14 protein-coding genes and 6 tRNA genes are annotated in these 19,358 nt (G+C 41.7%); 9 read left to right on the top strand and 11 right to left on the bottom strand.

Features of this window, described 5'->3' with window-relative positions:
• Nucleotides 1-4: 4 nt before the first annotated feature.
• The 7 genes from ACUJFK_RS07565 to ACUJFK_RS07535 all read right to left on the bottom strand — a co-directional run bounded on the left by ACUJFK_RS07565 (nucleotide 5) and on the right by ACUJFK_RS07535 (nucleotide 2,416).
• Complete coding sequence (locus ACUJFK_RS07565) at nucleotides 5-1,309, bottom strand: hypothetical protein (RefSeq protein ID WP_445426541.1); 1,305 nt, start codon at nucleotides 1,307-1,309, stop codon at nucleotides 5-7.
• A 520-nt stretch (nucleotides 1,310-1,829) separates the two neighbouring features.
• Nucleotides 1,830-1,905, bottom strand: a tRNA-Glu gene (locus tag ACUJFK_RS07560).
• Nucleotides 1,906-1,916: 11 nt separating this feature from the next.
• Nucleotides 1,917-1,992 (bottom strand) — tRNA-Ala (locus tag ACUJFK_RS07555).
• 52 nt (nucleotides 1,993-2,044) lie between these two features.
• A tRNA-Glu gene (locus tag ACUJFK_RS07550) sits at nucleotides 2,045-2,120 on the bottom strand.
• 25 nt (nucleotides 2,121-2,145) lie between these two features.
• Nucleotides 2,146-2,221 (bottom strand) — tRNA-Glu (locus ACUJFK_RS07545).
• 31 nt (nucleotides 2,222-2,252) lie between these two features.
• A tRNA-Glu gene (locus ACUJFK_RS07540) sits at nucleotides 2,253-2,328 on the bottom strand.
• Nucleotides 2,329-2,340: 12 nt separating this feature from the next.
• Nucleotides 2,341-2,416: transfer RNA gene (locus ACUJFK_RS07535), tRNA-Ala, on the bottom strand.
• 237 nt (nucleotides 2,417-2,653) lie between these two features.
• Between ACUJFK_RS07535 and ACUJFK_RS07530 the strand changes: the two genes are divergently transcribed.
• Nucleotides 2,654-3,652, top strand: coding sequence for an ExeA family protein (locus tag ACUJFK_RS07530; RefSeq protein WP_445426540.1), 999 nt, complete (start codon nucleotides 2,654-2,656; stop codon nucleotides 3,650-3,652).
• Between the two features lie 72 nt (nucleotides 3,653-3,724).
• Here the strand turns inward: ACUJFK_RS07530 and ACUJFK_RS07525 are convergent, their stop codons facing one another.
• Genes ACUJFK_RS07525 through ACUJFK_RS07510 form a run of 4 tightly spaced genes read right to left on the bottom strand, consistent with a single transcriptional unit; the run spans nucleotide 3,725 to nucleotide 8,488 of the window.
• Entirely contained in the window at nucleotides 3,725-5,359 is a 1,635-nt protein-coding gene (locus tag ACUJFK_RS07525) for a TIGR03016 family PEP-CTERM system-associated outer membrane protein (protein WP_445426539.1), read from the bottom strand.
• On the bottom strand, nucleotides 5,334-6,227 hold the full coding sequence (locus tag ACUJFK_RS07520; protein WP_445426538.1) for an XrtA-associated tyrosine autokinase: 894 nt from the start codon (nucleotides 6,225-6,227) through the stop codon (nucleotides 5,334-5,336). The genes ACUJFK_RS07525 and ACUJFK_RS07520 overlap by 26 nt, the downstream gene beginning before the upstream one ends.
• Entirely contained in the window at nucleotides 6,224-7,801 is a 1,578-nt protein-coding gene (locus ACUJFK_RS07515) for an XrtA system polysaccharide chain length determinant (RefSeq protein WP_445426537.1), read from the bottom strand. The genes ACUJFK_RS07520 and ACUJFK_RS07515 overlap by 4 nt, the downstream gene beginning before the upstream one ends.
• A gap of 48 nt (nucleotides 7,802-7,849) precedes the next feature.
• On the bottom strand, nucleotides 7,850-8,488 hold the full coding sequence (locus tag ACUJFK_RS07510; protein ID WP_445426536.1) for an XrtA/PEP-CTERM system exopolysaccharide export protein: 639 nt from the start codon (nucleotides 8,486-8,488) through the stop codon (nucleotides 7,850-7,852).
• 250 nt (nucleotides 8,489-8,738) lie between these two features.
• On the opposite strand from ACUJFK_RS07510, the gene ACUJFK_RS07505 reads away from it, so the two are divergent.
• The 8 genes from ACUJFK_RS07505 to ACUJFK_RS07470 all read left to right on the top strand — a co-directional run bounded on the left by ACUJFK_RS07505 (nucleotide 8,739) and on the right by ACUJFK_RS07470 (nucleotide 19,353).
• A complete protein-coding gene (locus tag ACUJFK_RS07505) occupies nucleotides 8,739-10,157 on the top strand; it encodes a TIGR03013 family XrtA/PEP-CTERM system glycosyltransferase (protein ID WP_445426535.1) in 1,419 nt (472 codons plus the stop codon).
• Nucleotides 10,158-10,162: 5 nt separating this feature from the next.
• Nucleotides 10,163-11,014, top strand: coding sequence for an XrtA system polysaccharide deacetylase (locus tag ACUJFK_RS07500; protein WP_445426534.1), 852 nt, complete (start codon nucleotides 10,163-10,165; stop codon nucleotides 11,012-11,014).
• An 89-nt stretch (nucleotides 11,015-11,103) separates the two neighbouring features.
• Complete coding sequence (locus tag ACUJFK_RS07495; RefSeq protein ID WP_445426533.1) at nucleotides 11,104-12,282, top strand: TIGR03087 family PEP-CTERM/XrtA system glycosyltransferase; 1,179 nt, start codon at nucleotides 11,104-11,106, stop codon at nucleotides 12,280-12,282.
• Nucleotides 12,279-13,736 (top strand): exosortase A, encoded by a 1,458-nt coding sequence (gene xrtA / locus ACUJFK_RS07490; protein ID WP_445426532.1) that lies wholly within the window; start codon nucleotides 12,279-12,281, stop codon nucleotides 13,734-13,736. The genes ACUJFK_RS07495 and xrtA overlap by 4 nt, the downstream gene beginning before the upstream one ends.
• Nucleotides 13,733-15,211, top strand: a complete 1,479-nt coding sequence (locus ACUJFK_RS07485) for an oligosaccharide flippase family protein (RefSeq protein ID WP_445426531.1) — start codon at nucleotides 13,733-13,735, stop codon at nucleotides 15,209-15,211. The genes xrtA and ACUJFK_RS07485 overlap by 4 nt, the downstream gene beginning before the upstream one ends.
• A 34-nt stretch (nucleotides 15,212-15,245) precedes the next feature.
• Complete coding sequence (locus ACUJFK_RS07480; protein WP_445426530.1) at nucleotides 15,246-17,807, top strand: RIFT barrel domain-containing protein; 2,562 nt, start codon at nucleotides 15,246-15,248, stop codon at nucleotides 17,805-17,807.
• Nucleotides 17,807-18,415: an acyltransferase gene (locus tag ACUJFK_RS07475; RefSeq protein ID WP_445426529.1), complete on the top strand. Its 609-nt coding sequence runs from the start codon at nucleotides 17,807-17,809 to the stop codon at nucleotides 18,413-18,415. The genes ACUJFK_RS07480 and ACUJFK_RS07475 overlap by 1 nt, the downstream gene beginning before the upstream one ends.
• Complete coding sequence (locus ACUJFK_RS07470; protein ID WP_445426528.1) at nucleotides 18,412-19,353, top strand: glycosyltransferase; 942 nt, start codon at nucleotides 18,412-18,414, stop codon at nucleotides 19,351-19,353. Before ACUJFK_RS07475 ends, ACUJFK_RS07470 begins: the two co-directional genes overlap by 4 nt.
• Nucleotides 19,354-19,358: the final 5 nt, after the last annotated feature.

The following is a 19,358-nucleotide window of genomic DNA, read 5'->3' as shown; positions in this document are numbered from 1 at the left end:
CCTGTTAGTTAGCGTCTGTTTTATACAACATTAAATTCGCAAGGCGCTTCTCGATCAACTGTTCTTTTGCTTGATAACGTGGGTCGGATGCACCGCCCCACTCTTGTTTAAATTGGGATTCGGTGATTCCTTCAGGTAAATCAGTTATAGCAGGAAAAAAGGCTTGCTCAAACTCTGCAGGAGTATACTCATGCAATAATCTAGGGTTAATATTTTCAAGTTGTTGTACTAAAAATACACCGGCTTTATTTGCGGCCTGGTCAACAAAACTAAAACCGCTTCCCCCTCGACCGGCATCATTAATTTCTTTTAGAAAACCTATTTGCCCGGCAAAGTAGGTATTACTCATGCTTTTAAATGCCGCTGAATATAAAAAATGCAGCGTTAAATCAGCACGCCCTGCTAGGGTTAATCTTGGAAAACCACTCAGCAAGCTCGTATCAATAGATTCTTTTAAGTATGCAGAAAATTTCTTATTGCCAAATGCCACGACCAAAGCCCACAAGGCATTACGATACTCAGTTTCAAGTTCACCAGACTCAGCGCGAATTAAAGCTGTTTTCAGCAGTTGCTGCATATAAAAAGCTAAGCGACGCTCAGCAGGATTATCCAAAACCAGTTGCTTTAGCGCTTGCAGGTAAAATTTAATATCTAGATCAGCTAACACCGCATCACGATTCCATAACGTTTCCACCCCAGATTGGCTGTTAAACAGACTAGGATTTAAAGCTAAAGAAATATTCTCAGGTTGCTCACTATTAAACGTTAGTTGTCGTTCACGTACCTGAGCCGTTTTAAGAAGCTGTAATACTTGCTGATCAGAAGGTGAGTCTAATAACAAAAGAACAGACTTTTTGAGCAGGTAATTGGCTATTCGACCCGAAACAGATAATCGGCCTATTTTACAAGTGTCAATGGCAAAGCCTTGAGACGTCTCCGCAAAAAAACAATAAGCATGAATTAAACGCGGCTGAAACAGTTCAGGTAAACTGAAGACAACATTAAAAACAGCACTGCTATCAAAAAGTGCAACTTGAAAAACTAAAGGCTGCAAAGTATGACTGGCTACATTACTCATGGCATCAAAGTCAGCTTGATTAAACACTATCTCAATATTACCTGGTGCTTTTTGAAATTTGGCTAAATTGGTAGATAGCAGCTGTTGCGAGATCTTCACATCGTCACTGCTTAAGGAAGGTGAAACTACCTGACCTGAAGTGGTTAGCCCCCAAAACAATAACGACACCAATAAAGCAAATATAACAAAGGCTTTGAAAATAAAATTAGCCAGTTTTCTAGCGAAAACCATTTGCTTACCTCTAACCAAAAGATGACTAGGAAGGATACCTAAATGCGCAGCAGGTTAGCACATTACCCTATTTAAATGCGAAGTCTTTCATAAGCTAAAGGGCATTTCAGCAGCATCACAATTGATATATCAGCAGTTAAGATAAAAATGGCATCCCCTAGGGGATTCGAACCCCGGCTTCCGCTGTGCCAAGACAATAGCGCGGTGTCCGCACCGCCATCACGGCGAATATAAGTTGTGAGTTGCGAGTTTTGAGTTTTGAGTTTTGAGTTTTGAAGGATGAATAAAGATGCCTTCCCCTAGGGGATTCGAACCCCTGCTTCCGCAGTGCAAAGACAATAGCGCGGTGTCCGCACCACCATCACGGCGAGTAGGAGTTTTGATTTTTAAATAGTAAACAAAGATGGCGTCCCCTAGGGGATTCGAACCCCTGTTACCGCGGTGCAAAGACAATAACGCGGTGTCCGCACCGCCATTCACGGCAACAGAATATGATATTTATTTGATTTTAAAGTGAGGATGGCGTCCCCTAGGGGATTCGAACCCCTGTTACCGCCGTGAAAGGGCGGTGTCCTAGGCCTCTAGACGAAGGGGACGCACTGGAAATTGGTGGAGCTAAGCGGGATCGAACCGCTGACCTCTTGCATGCCATGCAAGCGCTCTCCCAGCTGAGCTATAGCCCCGAATATAATAGAATCGAGTCTGGGATGGTAACCATTAAAAATAATGAATTAATGGCGTCCCCTAGGGGATTCGAACCCCTGTTACCGCCGTGAAAGGGCGGTGTCCTAGGCCTCTAGACGAAGGGGACATAACAGTGAAAAGCGTGACTGAATTGGCGTCCCCTAGGGGATTCGAACCCCTGTTACCGCCGTGAAAGGGCGGTGTCCTAGGCCTCTAGACGAAGGGGACGCTGTAACAGTCTGAAAAGTGTAAAATTTAGTGGCGTCCCCTAGGGGATTCGAACCCCTGTTACCGCCGTGAAAGGGCGGTGTCCTAGGCCTCTAGACGAAGGGGACGCAATAAAATTTTGGTGGAGCTAAGCGGGATCGAACCGCTGACCTCTTGCATGCCATGCAAGCGCTCTCCCAGCTGAGCTATAGCCCCACACTTTTCTGTGCCAACTCTAAACTAAGCTTATCGTCGAACACGGGGCGCATTCTAGGGTGGTGCCTCAAAAGTGTCAACAGTTTTTTATAACAGCCCGATTGTTCGAGTAAATTTTAAACTATCACCAACCATAATCATGTTTAAACCATTAACACGCTTTTGTTTAGTGTTAGCCTTGAATTTTGTATACACTACGCTTTGTTTACCGATGAAGAGCTTCTGGAAGGATTAACGATGTACGAGTCATACTATGGATTTACAGAGCGGCCTTTTCAACTCACGCATAACAGCAATTGGTTTTTTGCTAGCCGTTTGCATAAAAAAGCGCTTGCTTATTTACAGTATGGTTTAACCCAAGGCGAAGGCTTTATTGTTATCACGGGTGATGTTGGTACCGGCAAAACCACGCTGGCCAGTCAGTTACTATCTATGCTCAATCAAGATGAAATTGTTGCCAGACAAATCGTAACTTCAAAACTACAGCCTGACGATCTTATTCGGATGATCGCCAGCTCGTTTAATCTTAAAGTTGAAGAAAACAATAAAGCCAGCTATCTCGATGCTATCTACATATTCTTAAAACGCCTGCATTCACAACATCGCCGCGCATTGCTTTTAGTCGATGAGGCGCAGAACTTACCTTTAGAGTCGATTGAAGAGCTGCGCATGCTATCGAACTTTCAAATAGACGGTAAGCCACTTTTGCAAAGCTTTTTACTGGGGCAAAACGAGCTTAACCCCATTATTCAAGCACCCAATATGGAACAGTTTCGGCAAAGAATCATTGCCTCAAGCAATTTGGTGCCATTAATCGAGGTAGAGACCAAGGAATACATACAGTTTCGTTTACATATGGCTGGCCTAAATCACCCGCTGTTAGAAGATGACTGCTTCTCACTTGTGCAAACGTTCAGCCGCGGTATTCCCAGACGCATTAACCTACTGATGGACCGCGTGTTATTGCTTGGTTATCTGGAGCAACATAAAACGATTAGTGCAGAGCATGTACAAAGCGTGATTAATGAGATCTCCGAGGAAATTGCTCACCAAGCACCTGCCAGCCCACAAAATATTAAAAGTGAAAGCGAAGCGCCAACAGCGACATCACCCTCGCCTGCCGCGCTTGGCAGTGCTTCAGTGCAGCAGTTATTAGATGAGTCTTTAGAGCAGAAACTTAAGTTAATAAAAGAGCTTGATGAACTGATTCTGCAACGTCAGCAACAAGCAAAATAAGCTACAGCTACCGACACACATAAAAACGGCGCTTAATGCGCCGTTTTTATTTTAAATACAACACGTTTAACCTTAGAAACGATATTGATATTCTAACCAAACCCGATTCTCAGCATTATCAAATTCTGACTGGTTTGAATCACGATCTAACCTACGAAAAGCTAGCCTTGCAGTAGAATGTGTATTGATAGTACGTAAATAACTTAACGAGGCAGACAAGTTTTTATCTGTTCTTAATTCAGTTATGTACTTAGTGTTGTAATGCGTTACATCAAACAGCAGTTTGTTATGCTCGTTAAGTAACCAAGTTGCCTGCACACTGGCACTTTGATTAGTATTGGCCGCACCCGTTTCTACATATTGGGTTTCACTGTCTGAAAAAAGCACATTCAATGCTAAACGATTTTTGCTGTAAGCGATGTTGATACTTTCGGTTCTTAATTTCACCAGCTCTTGGCGTAGCTCAGCGTTATTAATACTGACCTGCTGTAACGACTCACCAAAAACAGGCACATATTGATTTGTTGGAGGCTTAAAGCAGGCATTAAAGTCTGATGCACCATCAGGACAAACAAATACACCAAGATCTTCTAATTCATTATCGAACAGATTTTGCGTTCGTACATTTTCAGAAACACTTAATCTCACCGACAAGAAACGCAAATCATACTTACCACTTAAGCGCATAGTTCGACCAAAATAGCGGCGGTCAAATGAACCCTCTAAGCTGGTTCTGCGGCTTAACGCTAATAAGAAATCTGACGCGACATAGGTGTCTGTTTCTGTTTTTTGGTCAAAAGCATTAGAGTCGCTACGGTTCATCGTTAAATTTATACGTGACTTCGCGCCAAAACGGTATTCCACGCCGCCGCCGAAATAGTCAAAACTATTATCGTAAATTGAGCCATTATCCGCTCTTTCAGCCCCTATACGACCAAAAAACGAAAAATTTGGTGCAAAAGGCACACCAACAGCAATGTTATACAAACTACCTGAAATGTTATTACCTAAATCACGCTCCGTTTCTTGTAAACTTGCTTCAAATAACCAAAAGAAATTTAGCCCGCGATTATTGGTACCTAACCTTAAATTGGCATTATAGGTATCGGTATCAAAGTTGGTAAAACTATCATCAACAATACTTGTTGCTGCTTCAGATTTACGGTATTGCACTGCAATATCAGTGAGATAGACAGCTGAAGGAGAATTACTATAACGAACTTCAGTGCCATAACTATTCGCTTTACTAAGATTCTCTGCACCAGTAATTTTGTCAGAAAAAATACCCAAACGGCTATTTCTCACTAAATAGTTTTGTTGCGCGTTAAGCTGCCAAGATAAACGTTTGTTTAAAGCGGTAATTTGGTTCGCAAATTGAAATTCGTTATAACTGCGGCCATCACGTTGGGCATCATCATAAGCAATGGATTCATGCTGCCAAACCAATCGTGTTTGCATATTGGCTGACTGGCGATTGAAAACAAGACCGGGAGATAACTCCCAAGCCGTACCATCATCCGACTGATCCGGCTCGGTAGTTTCAATCTGATAACTATATAACGCCGTTTTAAATAACGGCGTTATCTTGGTCTCAGCAGCACTTAACGCTGTTGGCAGTAATGCAGCCGGCAATAACAACAACAGCGAGTGCAAACTCGCTTTAACGGGAAACTGTTGCTTGTTATTCCGCGCCGTAATAATAGCCATAACCATATCCTTTGCCCTGATTTCGGTGTGCTTTGTTTATTAAGAATCCCACCGCAATATCTTTAGGAAGCAATGATACCGATTGTTCAATTTCAGCTAATCGGGTTTTATTCTCCTCTACGACAAGAACAGCTTGACCACACATTGCAGCTAACACAGACGTTTCGTTAACGCCTAATAATGGAGGCGCATCAAAAATGACTAATCTATCTGGATAACGGTTTGCAAATTCTTCAGCAAGTTTTAACATCCGATCACTTGCCAGAAGCTCGGTGGACAAATGATGTGGAGAGCCCGCAGTAATTAACTTTAAACGAGGTACATTGGTATTAAGAATAATATCAGAAACTGAAACCTCATTTGACAACAAATAATCTGTTAGCCCTATTGGATATTCTACACCTAGAGTTTTAGCAACCTTTGGCCTTAAGACATCTGCATCAACCAATAAAACGGTTTTGTCTTGCTCTAATGCAATACTCAGCGCCAGATTTATTGATGAGAATGTTTTACCCTCACCCGGTCGTGAACTTGAGACCAAAATTAAGTTTGGATTTTGCAATGTTGACGACAAAACGCCAAAAGCATTGTTGATAAGCTTGCGTTTGATAACACGATATTCTTCGTTTATCAGTCTTCGTTGCTTACTCAGGGAAACAAAGCCTTGTGATTCTAATCGTTGTAAATCCAACTCAGTAACATTGCGCTCTTCATTAATAATGTCCGCTTTCTTATTTTCATCTTCAGAAAAGACAGAAGAAGGCTGCCTTTCATCTTCAACAACTATCGATTGATTTTCTTTATCCGCTGCCGTCGGCGTGTTTAGTTGCTCAGCGCGGCGTTGAATAGCTTTTTCAATAATACTCACCGCACAACCCTCATTAACAACTCCGCTGAACGACCAAATAGCATGTCATTACTCATTAAAACCAAGTAAAAAACAATTAACATTGCCGTAAGCGCAGTAAAGTAGAAAAAATGTAACCTAACCTGCTTTAAAATTTTGTCTTTATCGGTATGTGAAATCACACCAAATACAGGATAATCACAAATAAAGCTTAACTGCGAAGCACGGCTAAGAACGGGTGACACTAAACTTCTCAAAAAAGCCATGCCTAAACCAGCACCTAAACCTAACAATAAAACTATAGAATACAGAAGGCGTCGGTTAGGACCCGATGCCTCAAATGGAACGCGTGGCGGTTCGATGATCTTAAACTGTACATCTTGTTCAGAAGCATCAACACGGCGAGAAAGCTCAGAAGCTTCGCGACGCGCCAAAAGCGCCTCATATTTTGAACGATTAACATCATAATCACGGTTTAAGCCGGTAAACTGAGCTTCAATTTCTGGAATTAAATTTAAACGACTTTCTAACTCATCAACTTTGCCTTGAAAAGCATTCACCCTAACCCTCGTTGAAGCTACTTCAGTTTCTAGTCTTGCTACATTTAATTGAAGTTCTTGATAAACAGAGTTTTGAGTAGCAACAAAACCTGAACCTGATTTCCCAGCACTAGATTCAGCTAAAGCGGATAACTCATCATTTCTTTGTTTTATTAATGTATCAAGCAAACGTCGAGTTTCCACAACATCAGGATGACTTTCAGTAAAGCGGATCAAGGCCATGTCTAATTGAGATTGTAGTTGCTTTATGCGGTCATCATATTGAGTAGTAATAGTATTATTATCACCACCAGCAGGATTAACGCCTGACAATTGACCACGAGCAGATTGCAAGCGAGTCTCTAATTCACGAAGACCAAGCTTGGCATCTTCTAATTTTTGCTGTTCATTTGCTAATTGAGTGTAGTAATTGCTCTCAGAGCCCGGCAATAAATTCATGCGCGACTTTTTAAATTCAGACAGTTTTTGCTCAGCTTCCATTAGCCTGCGTTCATAATCTGCAATCTCTCTATCGAGGAACTCTTGTGCAGATTGTGAGTCAGCACGGCTATTGCCAATACGATTCTCCATAAACGTATTTAACGTTTCTTGAACAACTTTTAATGCCAGTTGTGGCTGAGGATTAGCGTAGGTGATGGAGTAAATGTTTTCGCGGCTTGTTCCTGAAACTTTTATTTCATTTTGTAGAGCATCGATTATTGCTTCAAATTCAAGATCGGTTTTACTCTGCAAGTCTAAGTCAGCCTGACGTGCAATTTTTTGTAAATTTGTCCTACTCAGCAATGTTCTAGCCATTAAACTAATTTCATCACGCTGATTTGTATTAATAGTTAAACCGCGAAGTATAGGCTCTAAAAAAGTACTACTTTCAACATATAAACGCGCACTGGCTTCATAAGTAGGAGGCATTTTGTATACGTATATCCAACCAGCAGGACAAATCAACCATGCGGTAATGATGATATAACGCCGGCGCAGCCAGACACCTTGTAAGTAGGTGTTAAATAATTCAAGCGCCTGCTGAATTTCTTTCATTATTCCTCCCTGAAGAATTTAAATTTAATGGCGTACTACAAATATCACTTAAAACCATGCTTCAGGAACAATAATGATGTCACCAGGCAAGATATCTACGTTAGCGGAGATTTCACCTTCACGAACTAAGTCATCTAAACGGATGTTATAAGTACGTTGCGAACCATTGGTAGTACGCACTAATTTAGCATTATTGCCATCTGCAAATTCTGTTAAGCCACCTACCGTAATCATTACATCTAGCAATGTCATGTACTGGCGATAATTAACAGCTTGAGGATTTAACGCTTGACCAATAACCCGAACTTGTTCGCTATAAGGCCCAACAAAATTATTCACTGACACTGTAACAACAGGATCACGAATGTACTTTGACAATATTTGCTCCATGTCACGTGCAAGTTGCGTAGGAGTTTTACCGCTTACCTCTACGTCTTCAACTAAAGACGTCGAAATTTTACCATCTGGACGAACAATAAAGCTTCCTGAAAGCTCAGGATTACGCCAAACAAATATAGTTAAAGTATCATCAGGGCCAATTAAATACTGATAGTTATCAACAGATGTAGTAACCGAATTCTGTACTGATGCACGAGGCAGGGTACTATTTTGAGCGCAACCGCTAAGTAGCACGGTTGCCGCAACAAGCGCGGAGAAAGTAGTTTTGACGTTTAACTTGTTATTCATAAAACATGTCCTTGTGTCTGATGCATCATCAATATAACTAAAAGTTAGTCATTTAGCTGCTTTTTTTGAAGGTTAATTTCAAAAACGCAACTAGGAATTCAGCTTTAATTCAGCTAGATTACAGATCGACATCCGACTAGTTTAAAGGTACTATCCTCACGTTGTCTATTTATATTACCTAAACTGCAATTCGTGATGTTTAGCAATCCGCAAAACGAGTTAAAACACAAGCAAGTACCAAGGATGTGTTATGTTCAGCTCTAGCATTAATCGCTCCAAAGTATCAGATAAGATTCTGATGTTGGGTGAAATTAGCTTAATTTTATTATCTGGCCATCTAGGCTTTATACTTGCTGCATATTTTACAACTGAACCCATGGTATCGCTAACGTTAGAATGGGAAATGGTTTACGTTGCTGTTTTTACTTTTTCAACCATGCTTTGCACCCTATCTTTGGGGCTTTATGATCACAAACTGCGCGAAACCAGTTCAGGTATCGTTAAACGCGTATTCCTCACGCAATGCTTCAACGTTTTATTTCTAGAATTTATTATTTTTAACATCGCCGACCATATTGATGTAGGTTTTATACCTTTATTAATTTCTTCCTTGATTACGGTAGTGCTTATCAGCAGCTTCCGTACGTTTTTTCAATATCACGACTTAGTCAGGCTTAATCGCCGCAGAATCTTAGTGCTGGGCTCTGGCGAACGCGCAGCTATCATTGAAAACAGAATGCGACGTGATGTCGATCGTCGCTATTTTGACTTAGTTGGCTTTGTAAAAATTGAAGGTGACAAGGAAGGTTATATTCCTGAAGGGAAGCTGATTAACATGGATTACCTAAACGATTTATTCACTTACGCTGAAAAGCATAATATTGAACAATTGGTCATCGCCTGCGACGAGCGGCGCAATATGCTACCCGTAGACCTATTATTTAAATGCAAAACTCGCGGTATTGATGTTACCGACATTCTCGACTTTATTGAAAGCGAAACAGGCCAAATCGCGGTCAATCTTATTTATCCTAGCTGGGTGATTTACTCCAATGGTTTAGCCCGCAGTAAGAAGTTTAAAACAAATTTAGACTATCGTTTAAACGCTATCTTGGCTATTTTTACTTTGTTATTAACTTGGCCCATCATGTTGATTACGGCTTTACTGATTTATTTAGAAGATGGTCGAAAAACCGGTGCGCCGGTGCTCTACCGGCAAATTCGTGTCGGTTTTGATGGTCAACCGTTTCATATTATTAAATTTCGTAGTATGGGCAAAGATGCAGAGAAAGATGGTGCGCAATGGGCAACAACCAATGATGTGCGCGTCACTCGCGTTGGGCGTTTTATCCGTAAATACCGTGTTGATGAATTACCGCAATTAATTAACGTGCTTAAAGGCGAAATGGGCTTTGTGGGCCCTCGCCCTGAGCGCCCTGAATTTGTAGATCAACTAGTAAAAGACATCCCCTATTACGCACAACGCCATAATGTTCGTCCTGGCTTAACCGGCTGGGCACAGTTGAAATATCCCTATGGGGCTACGGCAGAAGATGCTTTAGAGAAATTGAAATTTGATCTCTACTACATCAAACACCGCAGCTTGTTACTAGACCTTACTATTTTAATCAGAACAGTCGAAATCGTCGTTCTTGGTAAAGGCCGTTAAACACAATGTCTATAAAGCAAAAACCAATCAGTGCATTAACAGTAGATGTAGAAGATTATTTTCATGTCGCGGCTTTTGAAAAGAATATCAAAGCAAGTGATTGGGATAAGATGCCCGTTCGCGTCTTCGATAATACAACACGGTTACTTGACTTATTTGATCAGCATGACGCTAAAGCAACTTTTTTTCTTTTAGGATGGGTAGCCGAACGCTATCCGGATTTAGTCAAAGATATTCATAGTCGTGGGCACGAAGTGGCAAGCCATGGTTTTAATCATGTTAAAGCGACCAAACAAAGCCGTTCTGAATTCGCTAAAGATGTTCGCGACACCAAATCATTATTAGAAGATTTAACAGGCGCGGCAGTTGTTGGTTATCGAGCGCCCAGCTTTTCTATCGATAAAACCAACGAATGGGCTTTTGAAGAATTACAAAAAGCAGGCTACCAATACAGCTCGAGCACCTACCCAGTAAAACATGATTTATATGGCACACCTGACTGGCCGCAACTGCCTTATATGCGCCCTGAAGGAATATGGGAATGCCCTATGCCCATTCTCAACATGGCGGGCAAACAGTGGCCGGTTGCAGGTGGTGGTTACTTTAGGCTAATGCCCTATTGGCTAAGTAAACGATTAATAAGTCGTTACATCAAAACAACCGACAGCCCATACATGTTCTATTTTCATCCGTGGGAGATTGACCCTAACCAACCCCGCATAGCAAACGCCAGCTTTAAATCTAAATTTAGACACTATGTAAATTTAAATCGAATGGAGCATAAAGTCAGTGCACTGTTAATGGATTATCGTTGGCAGAGTTTGCAGCAAGTTTATGCTGATAACTTCATCCGATAACAATAGCTAATACCATGGAACAGGTTTACCCACTGCAGGAACTGCACTTAACAAAAAAAAATTCACTTCCACAGAAGAAACCGAAATTATTGTTTTTGTGCCAACGGCCTCCCTACCCGGCAGATAAAGGTGACAAGATCCGTTCTTTCAATGTTATGCGTGAACTGGCTAAATACTTTGAGATCCATCTGGGTGCATTAACGGACACGCAAACCGAACTTCAGTACAATAAACCATTACAGCAATGGTGCACATCTATTCAGCTTGTTTACCATCCTTTGTGGCAGCGTAAACTTCAAGCACTGCAGTGCCTATTAAGTAGCCAACCCATCACCAAAGGATGGTTTTTTAATTCTGCCTTGCAAGAATGGGTTAATCAGCAGCAACAAAACATCCATTTTGATTCAGTCTTAGTGTATTGCTCTTCTATGGCGCAATATATTGAGCAAGCAGCATGGCAAAGTGCAAAATGTATTATTGATTTTGTTGATGTCGACTCTGCTAAATGGCGAGAGTATGCAGCACGAAGCAGCTCACTAAAGAGTTGGCTGTATCAGCGTGAGGCTAGATTACTAGAGCAATACGAACAACATATTTGTTCTAACTTAGTTCGAGCAGCATTTTTAGTAAGTGCAACAGAATGTGCCCGCTTACAACGGCCTGCTAGTTGCCAAGCACACATTGGTTATTACGTAAATGGTGTCGATCTAGCATACTACCAACCTAATAGTGATGTACTGCAGCATAGTCTTGATATTGTGTTTACCGGTGCGATGGACTATTTACCCAATATTGATGCAGTTCATTGGTTTATATTACATTGCTGGCCTTCAATTCTTCAGAGCAGCCCTAGCGCACGATTGGTCATAGTGGGTAGTAACCCTGTCAAAAGTATAAAAAAACTGATGGCACATCAAAACATTACCATTACAGGGCAAGTACCCGATGTCAGGCCTTATCTTGCAAACGCAGCACTGGCCATTGCGCCAATGCGGTTGGGTGGCGGCATTAAAAATAAAGTTTTAGAGGCAATTGCTATGGCTAGGCCTATGGTTGTGACTACCTTGGCAACACAAGGTTTATCTTTACCTCCAGATCCCGCTTTAATAGTGGCAGACTCAGCAGAAGAAACGATAGCGGGTTGCTTGCATTTTCTAAAAAAACCTAGCTCTACAGAACAACTACGAGATTGGATAAGCAAAAATGCCTCCTGGGCAGAAACGATTAAACCACTGTTATCTGCTTTAAATGCTAAGGATGTAGCATGAAAAAAACCTATTCTCATATCAGCTTATTTTTTCTAACGCTAACGGCAATGATTGCCATTGTTTGGCCGAGCTTAGTTGAAATGGAGTTGTTATGGCGCCGTTCAGAAACCTTTATGCATTGTTATTTAATTTTGCCAATATTTGCTTGGTTACTTTGGCGTCGCTGGCCCTACCTTGAAACAAAAGAGCTTACCTTTAGCCCAATTGCAGCAATTGCTGCAGTTTTTTGTTTAACTATTTGGTTATCTGCGTATTTAGTGGAAGTAAGCTTTATTGCGCATTTTAGTATAATTGCTCTGTTACAGTGTTTAGTCTGGGCTTGTTTCGGGAAAAAACTCGTTCTTTCCATCCGATTTCCACTGTTGTATTTATATTTTTTAGTGCCTTTTGGTGAAGCAATAAACCCATTTTTACAAGATATTACCGCATACCTTACGGTTGGGCTGTTAAATGGTGTTGCTATACCGGTATTCAGAGAAGGCTTATATTTACATACAGCCTTTGGATTATTTGAAGTGGCGGTAGCCTGTTCAGGTTTAAACTTCCTTATTGCAGCACTGTCACTTGCCTGTCTCTATGCTTATTTAACTTACAGCAGTTTCTTAAAACAAGTAGGCTTTGTCATCATTATTATTGTTTTATCTATTCTAGCAAATAGCCTGCGAGCTTTTTTATTGATTTATGTTGCTAAAATTAGTGACTTTAATTATGGCTTTGGTGATGATCACTACTACTATGGCTGGGCAGTCTTTTTCTTGGTTATTTTTACTAGCTTTTGGTTTGGCGGCTACTTTGCCGACAAAATACCTTCTATTGCTGAAGGAGAAAACTCAGCTAGTCATCAATCACAACCCGTTAATCTGTTGGCAAAAGGGTTAACCTTAACCATTATCGTGTTAAGTTTAAGCACAACTGCCCTATTACGCTTTAACTTACCCGTTACCCAAGTGTCTGAACTGGCTATGCCTTCACTCAACATCACTTTGCCCAGACAACAGTCGCCCTCAAACTGGGGAATCACCTTCTTTGATGGCATCCACCGCGATGCGCTACAGCTAGAAAATGGTATAGAAATATTGCATGCCAGTTACGCCAGCAGGCAAAACGAAGGTGAAATGATCAGTTGGCATAATCGACTTTTTGATCGAGATGGTTGGACATTAGTTAATAAAAAAATAGTACAACTTAACAACGATAAAGTTGAATTGCTATTTTTAAGAGATACACGCGGCAATCCTCGAGTTGTTTTGTACACCTATCGGGTAGGTGATTATCGCTTAATAAGGCCAGAGCTAATCAAAGCGGCGCAACTACTTGATTTATTGAGTATGCAGCATCAGGGTTCCTCTGTACTTGCTTTATCCATTGCCAATATGGAATACACTGCTGCAGAAAAACTTTTACAGCAAAGTTACCAATACTATTATTGTTTACCACAACGCTGCCAACCATGAACAGTGTTTCAAACAGAGTGGTTGCTAGTACCGGGTTTTTATTATTAATACAGCTGCTGCAACGTGGCTTAGGCATAATAAGCACCCTGATACTGGCAAGGCTTCTTGCTCCAGAGCAGTTTGGCATCATTGCTTTAATTGCAATAGCATTACAGTTTTTTGAGATCTTGGCCGATGCCGGTAACCAACACTATATTATTCAAAAAGCGGAAGTAACAGACAGCGATCTCAATACCGCTTGGACTCTGGAAATCATTGTAAAAAGTAGTATGGCACTGTTAATTATTGGCAGTGCACCTATTATCGCCTCTTATTTTAACGCCCCTGAATTGACCTTAGCGCTCTGGGTTAGCAGCTTAGTGTTACCCATTAAAGCACTTCGTAACCCTATTTTGATGCTGCAAGCACGGCAATTAAATTACCAGCCCGTGTTCAAACTTAATTTGTGGCAAAAGTCGTTAAGCTTTATAACGGTAATTACAATTGCAATTATTTGGCAAAACTATTGGGCAATCGTAGTCGGCAATTTGGTTGCAGCAACCATTTACACCTTTGGTTCATATCTGATCAGCCAGTACCGCCCTACATTAAGTGTGCAACAATTGAATGAACAGTGGGGCTTTTCAAAATGGTTAATGCTCAGAGGCTTAATTGGTTTTTTTCGCTCGCAAATTGACAGCTTATTAGTGTCACGTTGGTTTAGCACCAAAGAGCTGGGCGGATTTCATCTACTTCGTGAATTAGCGGTTATGCCTGCCGTAAGTGTGGTGATCCCTGCTGCAGAGCCACTGCAAGCAGCCATAGCTGACGATCGCTTCAATCAAGCGGCTTTAGCTTACCGAACACGATTTAGCCTTGTACTAATGAGTAGCTTATTAATACCGATAAGCACCTTTATGTGGTTATTCCCAGAGCAAATTGTTTATGTATTGCTTGGAAAACAATGGCTAGAATTTGCCGTACTACTGCAACCTTTTGCACTGTTCTTTTTTACATTTTGTTTGTTTGCTTTGTGCAGTAATGCTTATTTAGCCGTTGGTCAAGCAAAGCTATTATTTTGGTTTGACCTAATTTCAACACTCATCATTGTTACTCTGCTTATTATGCTGGCTTCGACAACACTGCTAGAACTCACTTGGCAAAGAGCTTGGCTTGCCGTGATAACCACCTTAGTGATCATGCTGATGTTAGAAAAAACAACAAATTTTAATTGGGCTAAATTCGTAACATTAGTTACTCCTGCCCTGTTTAGTGCCGCGTTAAGTGGCCTAATAGTTTTAACTATAAATGAATTATTAAAATTATCGGTCTATCTATCATTTTTGTTTAACGGGACGCTGTTTTGCCTGTTTTTTGCCAGTAGTTACCTGCTTAGTTGCCGTGTTTTGGCGAATTACTCTTTCGAAGGAAGACAGTATCAGCAACACTTACAGCGCTTAGCACCACAACGATTAAAGTATTTATTCAGCATCTAACCCTTGTTTATTTAATAAAGAGACACCTTGCGCCATGCAGATCCTTTCCATACAGCTTAAAGAGTCACAAGGTTTCGAACGTAAGCTTGAGCCCGTCTCATTTAGCATTCCTTTTGCTAAAGGCGAACTACTCTCCGTGGCACAGCTACAGCTTTGCCATGCTAAGCAACCACTCACTTCGCAATTTGTTACGCTGAGCAGTTGGCCCGACGGCAGTATTCGTTGGCTGCAGGCCAATACCTTAATGAGTATTGCCGCCAATAGCGAAACCGCATTGCAACTGCATAAGTTGCCGGTAGCCCAAACCGTAAGCAACAATACCGACGGGCTAACAGAAAGCGCCACCGAGTGGCAATTAACTGGCTCTACTAGCCAGCTTAAAATTGATAAACAGACCTTACAATTACAGTGCACTGCCGCAAACCAAACCTGGCATGGCCAATTTGAACTGGCCGATCTGTATGGAAAAGCGACTTCATTCATCCCCAATTTACCTTCTGCGCAATGGCAAATGGGCAAGGTATATAGTGAACTGAGTATTAAAGGGCTCTGGCAGCTAACAGACAGACAACTTCACAGTGAATTGCGCTTACGTTTTTGGTATGAAGCCGCGCGGCTAGATATAGAGGCCAGTTTACATAATGCTGATAGAGCAGCACATCCAGGTGGTTTATGGGATCTTGGTGACGCCGGCTCAATTTTATTCAATCATTTTAACTTTACGCTACAAAGTGAAGCTGACGGTGAACACAGTTTACAACTAACCCCCTCTGACGATGCACAGCTATTTTCTAAAGAGCAATACACGATACTATTTCAAGCATCCAGTGGCGGCGAGCAGTGGCAAAGCCTTAATCACGTCAATTGTGATGGCCAAGTATTCCTGCCCTTTCAAGGGTTTCAGCTCACTGCAAATAGCTCGTTAATAGCTGAAGGCTTTAGAGCACAGCCTCAGGCAACACTGATTACAAATGCGCAACCTTGCCAGTTAGCACAACGTAATTTTTGGCAAAACTTTCCTGGCAGCATCACTCAAACAAACAAGCGTATTACGCTAGGTTTATTCCCAGCTGAAGCCAATACCCCTTTTGAATTACAAGGTGGAGAGCAAAAAACGCATCACTTTGCGCTGACCTTTGGCCAAGCCAGTGGTAGCTTATGCGACATTCACGCCCCCATTCAGGCCGTTGTTGCCCCAAGCTACTATCAAAGTGCTCAAGCTCTGCCTTGGTTTGCGCCCATGCACGCTGAAGATCCGATACAACCGTTATTTGCTGATGCCCTAGATGGCCCAGCTAATTTTTTTGCAAAGCGTGAAGTTATTGACGAATTTGGCTGGAGAAACTTTGGTGATATTTTTGCTGATCACGAATCGTTATATTTAAGAGAACACGAAGCCCCCTATATCTCGCATTACAATAACCAATATGATGCCATTTATGGTTTTGCGAGGCAGTTTGCTTTAACTGGCGATCAACGCTGGCGGCAATTAATGGATGATCTCGCTCGGCATGTCACCGACATAGACATCTATCACACCAATAACGATCGCGTAGAATACAACAACGGCTTGTTTTGGCATACCGACCACTATCTACCGGTGCATACCGCAACGCACCGCACCTACTCCAAACATAACCAGACCAGTTCTATCCCCGGGCAAACGGGTGGTGGCCCAGCCGCAGAGCATTGTTATACCACAGGGCTGAAATACCACTATTGGCTTACTGGCAACAGCCATTCAAAAGCAGCGGTGATACAACTTACTGACTGGATGCAAGCCTTACATGGCGAAGCACCTGGCTTGTTAAATCAGCTATGGGCTATTAAAAGCAGAGAACTGCCTGCGTTAATCAGTTCATTTAAGGGTAAGCAACGACCACTCTATCCGTTTACCCGCGGCACAGGTAATTATATTACCGCATTACTCGATGCGTATGATCTGACACTTAATAAGCACTATTTACAGCTCAGTGCTAAGGTTATTAAACAAACTATTAGCGCACACGATGCTATTGCCGCACGCAACTTGCTCGATGCCGAAGTAGCATGGTCTTACGTTATTATGCTGAGCGCTGTTGCACGCTTTTTACAACAAAAGAACCTACTAGGTGAATTTGACGACGATTTTACCTATGCCAAAGCCAGTTTTTTAGCGTATTGCCGCTGGATGCAGCAGCATGAACAGCTCTATTTAACCGCTGCTGCAGAGCTAGAATTCCCAAATGATACCTGGCTAGCTCAAGATATCAGAAAAGTGATGCTGATGTTTCAAGCTGCAGAGTTAAGCCCTACAGAAGCAAACATATTTATAAGCAAAGCAACTTCATGGCTAAACGCCATTTGCCAAGGCCTAGCGACATCACCCGAGCGTCATTTCGCCAGAGTTCAGATTATTCTTTTACAAAACTTTGGGCCACATTATGCTAACGAGCTTTATGCTAAAGAAGCATTACAACCGGCGACATTACCACGACAAACTCGCTACTTAATTTTATTGTTACTCGGCAAAATAGGTTATAAAGTTATCAAAGGATTACTCAGCTTTCGCCCTAACCGCGAGAAAAACTGGCTAAAAACACGGATCAAAGGATAATGAAAACAATTTTAAAATTCATCTTAAAAAAATGCTTTATTATTATTGTTTTACCTTTGTATCTACTGCTTGTTTTGCTGACCTTAGGACGCAACAGTAACGCCACTTTCCAAGGGTTCTCACAATTTTTAAGCCTGATCCCTGGCAAGTTGGGCATTTATACACGGGCCGCGTTTTACCATCTCGCCTGCCCTGCTACCTCAGATAATATTAGTATCGGTTTTATGACCATTTTATCGCATCGCGATACCAGCATTGCTGAAGGCGTGTATATCGGCCCGCAAGGCAATATCGGTAAATGCAGCATCGGCAAAAATACCCTTTTAGGCAGTGGCGTGCATATTTTAAGTGGTAAAAACCAGCATGATTTTAGCGACCTCAGTAAACCCATTCAACAACAGGGCGGCGTGTTTACTAAAGTTCATATCGGCGAAGATTGTTGGCTAGGAAATGGCGCTATCGTTATGGCAAACGTTGCAAACCAATGCATTGTGGCAGCTGGCAGTGTATTGACTAAAGATACCGTGCCTGAGCCGACAATTTATGCGGGTAATCCAGCACAAGTTATCAAGCCAAGACATAACAGCAAACAGGACACTACCGCATGATAATCAATGGCACTGCTGTTTCTATCATTATCCCGGCTTTAAACGAATCCAAACACTTACCGAAAACGCTAGGTTTAATAAAGCAACTACTCGGTAGTTGTGATGGCGTTATAGTCGCAGATAATGGCTCAACAGATAACACGGTACAAATTGCGCTTGAATTCGGTGCGCAAGCAACTATTCACGCGGGAGTGACTATTGCTGAGTTACGAAACCAAGGTACAAAACTCAGCTCTGCAGCGCTTTTGGTGTTTATAGATGCAGATGTACATCTTGATCACAGCTGGCCAACACATTTTGCTGAAACCATAACAACATTAACTGCTAACCCGATGACTATTAGTGGCTCGCGCTGCCGAGCAGCAGACACCAATAACTTTGTTAACCGCTATTGGTATGGCCGGTTAAATACTGAAACAAATCACAATTACATAAATTCAGGGCATCTTATTGTCACTAAGTATCTATTCGACAAAATTAAGGGCTTTAATGCCACATTACAAACTGGCGAAGATTACGACTTTTGTCAGCGGGCAGTGCAAGCAGGCGCTGTGATAGTTCCTAACTCCAGCTTAATTGCTTGGCATAAAGGCTACCCGTCTACCATCAAGGGTTTTATGCAAAGAGAAATGTGGCATGGCAGAAACGAGTATACGACATGGGCATTATTTAGTGCATCCAAAGTAGCCATTATCAGCATCAGCCACCTTATATTTTTCTTGTTTGCACTTATTACTATGCTGAGTTATTCAACAATATGGCCACTTATTGGCTATACTTTTTGCACAATACTTCTGTGCAGCGCGTTAACAGTAAAAAAATTCAGTGTTAAGCCATTGCAATTATTCTTAGGTAGTACACTTTTATACTACTGTTATCTTGTCGCTCGAGGCTTTGCTTGGCGTTTTCGCGCTTTTCGGCCTGCAGCTCGCACCTAAAAGGA

It is taken from the genome of Alishewanella sp. HL-SH06 (assembly GCF_052656265.1).
The sequence above is the reverse complement of the archived record's forward strand: the minus strand, read 5'-3'. Positions and strand labels throughout refer to the sequence as shown.